The organism is Micromonospora deserti, from assembly GCF_003236335.1.
GTDB lineage: Bacteria > Actinomycetota > Actinomycetes > Mycobacteriales > Micromonosporaceae > Micromonospora > Micromonospora deserti.
In genome coordinates, this window is the sequence record NZ_POUB01000420.1 from 1 (window position 1) to 3,560 (window position 3,560).

Sequence of the window (3,560 nt, forward strand, 5' to 3'; positions counted from 1 at the left end):
GGCATCGGGGGGCGGCGCCTCGGACATCTGCTCTGCTCCGGGGGACGAGCGCGGACCAGGGCCGCGACGGGAGAGGTGGGTGCCGGCCGGGGGATGCGCCGGCCCGGTGGCGGCCCTCAATGTAGTGGCCCGGCGGAACGCGGAGGATCCCACCCTGCCGTCGATGCCGCCAGGATTGCCGGCTTTCGGCAACTTTGCGACGTACGGCCGGGTGGTGATTCGTCACCCGGACCGCCCCGGCCCACCCATTCGCTCAAATTCTGTGATCGTTTACCCGGCTTTCGCGCACGTGCGATGAGCGGAACTGGGTTAGGCTGCCACCCATGTGTGGAATCGTGGGTTACGCCGGCGCGCGCCCGGCGCTGGGCATCGTCCTGGACGGACTGCGGCGGCTGGAGTACCGCGGCTACGACTCGGCCGGCGTCGCCGTCGTCTGCGACGGTGAGCTGCTGACCGAGAAGAAGGCCGGCAAGCTGGCCAACCTGGAGAAGGTCCTCTCCGAGCGGGCTGCCGCCGACCCGACGGCCTGTGGTGCCAGCCCGATCGGCATCGGTGACGGCACCACCGGCATCGGGCACACCCGCTGGGCCACCCACGGCGGCCCGACCGACCGCAACGCCCACCCGCACCTGGCCCCTGACGGCCGGGTCGCCGTGATCCACAACGGCATCATCGAGAACTTCGCGAAGCTCCGCGCCGAACTGGAGGCCGACGGCGTCCAGTTCACCAGCGACACCGACACCGAGTGCGCGGCACACCTGCTCTCCGCCGCGCTGGCCGACTTGCGCGCCGCCGGCCATTCGGACGGCCCGCAGCTGCTCGCCGCCGGCATGCGGGTGGTCTGCCAGCGCCTGGAGGGCGCGTTCACCCTGCTCGCCGTCGACGCCGCGGTGCCCGGCGCGGTGGTCGGCGCCCGGCGCAACTCGCCGCTGGTGGTCGGCCGCGGCGACGGGGAGAACTACCTCGCCAGCGACGTCGCCGCGTTCATCGAGCACACCCGGGACGCGGTGGAGCTCGGTCAGGACCAGATCGTCCTGATCACCGACGACACCATCGAGATCACCGACTTCGCCGGCCAGCCGGCCAGCGGCAAGGACTTCCACATCGACTGGGACTCCTCGGCGGCGGAGAAGGGCGGCTACGACTGGTTCATGCTCAAGGAGATTGAGGAGCAGCCGCAGGCCATCGCGGACACGCTGCTCGGCCGGCTCACCGACTCCGGCGAGATCATGCTCGACGAAGTCCGCCTCAGCGACCAGGACCTGCGCGACGTCGACAAGATCTTCATCGTCGCCTGCGGCACCGCGTACCACTCCGGGCTGGTCGCCAAGTACGCCATCGAGCACTGGACCCGAATCCCCTGCGAGGTGGAGCTGGCCAGCGAGTTCCGCTACCGGGACCCGGTGCTCGACCGGTCCACCCTGATCGTGGTGATCTCGCAGTCCGGCGAGACGATGGACACCCTGATGGCGCTGCGCCACGCCAAGGAGCAGAAGGCCCGGGTGCTGGCGATCTGCAACACCAACGGCTCCACCATCCCCCGCGAGTCCGACGCCGTCCTCTACACCCACGGCGGGCCGGAGATCGCGGTCGCCTCCACCAAGGCGTTCCTCACCCAGCTGGTCGCCTGCTACCTGATCGGCCTGCACCTGGCCCAAGTGCGCGGCATCAAGTACGCCGACGAGGTGGCCGCTGTCGTCGCCCAGCTCCAGGAGGTGCCGGCCAAGCTGCGCGAGCTGCTGGACCGGATCGAGCCGGTGCGCGAGCTGGCCCGTGACCTGAAGTCCGAACCGACCGTGCTCTTCATCGGCCGGCACGTCGGCTACCCGGTGGCCCTGGAGGGTGCGCTCAAGCTCAAGGAGCTGGCGTACATGCACGCCGAGGGCTTCGCCGCCGGCGAGCTGAAGCACGGCCCGATCGCCCTGATCGACCAGGGCACCCCGGTGGTCTGCGTGGTGCCTTCGCCGGCCGGCCGGGGGCTGCTGCACGACAAGGTCGTCTCCAACATCCAGGAGGTGCGCGCCCGGGGCGCCCGGACCGTCGTGATCGCTGAGGAGGGCGACGAGGCGGTCGTCCGCTATGCCGACCACCTGATCTACGTGCCCCGTACGCCCACGCTGCTCGCGCCGCTGCTCACCACCGTGCCGCTGCAGGTGCTCGCCGCCGAGATCGCCGCCGCCCGAGGGCACGACGTCGACCAGCCCCGCAACCTGGCCAAGTCGGTCACCGTCGAGTAGCCCACCACCCTGCCGGGCCCCGGGCGGCGGTGAACCGGGGCTCGGCCGCGTCCGGCGACCTCACCGGCCCAGCACGATTCGGGCCATGCCGTCCAGGGCCGGATTGTCCGCCTCCCAGTAGCCGGTGTGACCGTGCCGGCCGCTGGCGAAGGTGCGCCCGCCGAAGCCCGGGTGGGCCGGGTCGGGCCCGAACCACAACTCGCGGTCCGCCCCGGCGACCAGGCCGGCCGCCGACCCTGGCGGGAACGCGCCCAGCAGGCCGCTCCGGACGAGCTCGTCCGGGGGCCGGGCCAGCCGGATCAGGTCGTCCGGCGCGGTGCTCGCCCAGACCTGCCCGGGCGGGAGGCCCAGCTCGGCGGCGTGCGCCGCGCCCACCCCGGGCGAACCGACGAAGACCAGCGCGTCGGCGGCCAGCCCGTGGTCCCGCGCGGCGATGCCCACCACCAGCGAGCCGTAGCTGTGCCCCAGCACGGTCTGCCGGCCCGGCGGCCCGTCGTGGGTCACCCGCAGGCCCTCCTGGAACCGGTGCAGCGCGGGGCCGGCGTCCCGGGCCTGCCCCGGCCAGGCCGCCTCGTGCAGGAAATCCGGGGCGTCGTAGTCCAGCCAGAGCACCGCCGCGGTCTCCTCACCAGGGGCGAGGGCGGTGCAGCGGGACAGCACCCGCGCCGCCCGGCCCAGCTCGCCGGGTACGTCGTCGAGGCCGGCGGTCATCCCCGGCACGTACGTCAGCACCCGGGCCGACCGGTCCGGGTTGCCGAGCGCCACGACCGCCCGCCCCTCGCCGGCCGTGGCCAGCCCCAGCAGGTACGCCCGGGGGCCCTCCGGGGCCGCCAGGCGCGCGGTCAGCTCGCCCAGCCCGGCCAGCGCCCCCTCCACCCGGAGCAGGCCGGCCAGCTCGACCGCGGTGCGCGGCACCCGCTCCAGCAGCCGTCGCCGCTCGGCGAGCAGGTCGTCGCGCCGGGCGCCGAGCAGCAGCCGGTTGGCCTGGTCCCGGGCGGCCGTCGGCACCCCGTCGAGGCGCCCCACCCGCGCCGGCTCGTGCACCACCAGCCAGCGGCGCTGTGCCGCGGTGAGCCCCGCCCACCAGGCCCGCACCAGCGCCGGATCGGCATCGGGCCCGGGCCGGCCGGGCGGTGGTGGCGTGAGCCACGTCGAGCGGGCGGCCCCCGACAGCTCCGCGAGGCGGGCCGCCGCCTCCCGGTCGGCCGCCCCGGCCAGGTCGAGCGCCGCCCGGATCGCCGCCGTCGCCCCGGCCGCCGCCGGCCCGGCCCGTTCGGTCACCGCCGCACGGCCGGGGCTGATCATCCCGTGCCGGTCCACCAC

Annotated in this window: 2 protein-coding genes; one reads left to right on the top strand and one right to left on the bottom strand. The window is 74.3% G+C overall.

Features of this window, described 5'->3' with window-relative positions; genetic code table 11:
* Window positions 1–323 precede the first annotated feature (323 nt).
* Window positions 324–2,237, top strand: coding sequence for a glutamine--fructose-6-phosphate transaminase (isomerizing) (gene glmS / locus C1I99_RS30470; RefSeq protein WP_111137612.1), 1,914 nt, complete (start codon window positions 324–326; stop codon window positions 2,235–2,237).
* A gap of 60 nt (window positions 2,238–2,297) precedes the next feature.
* On the opposite strand, the gene C1I99_RS30475 is transcribed toward glmS, so the two are convergent.
* Window positions 2,298–3,560, bottom strand: a 1,263-nt coding sequence (locus C1I99_RS30475) for an alpha/beta hydrolase (protein WP_111137613.1), incomplete at its 5' end; no start/stop codon positions are given.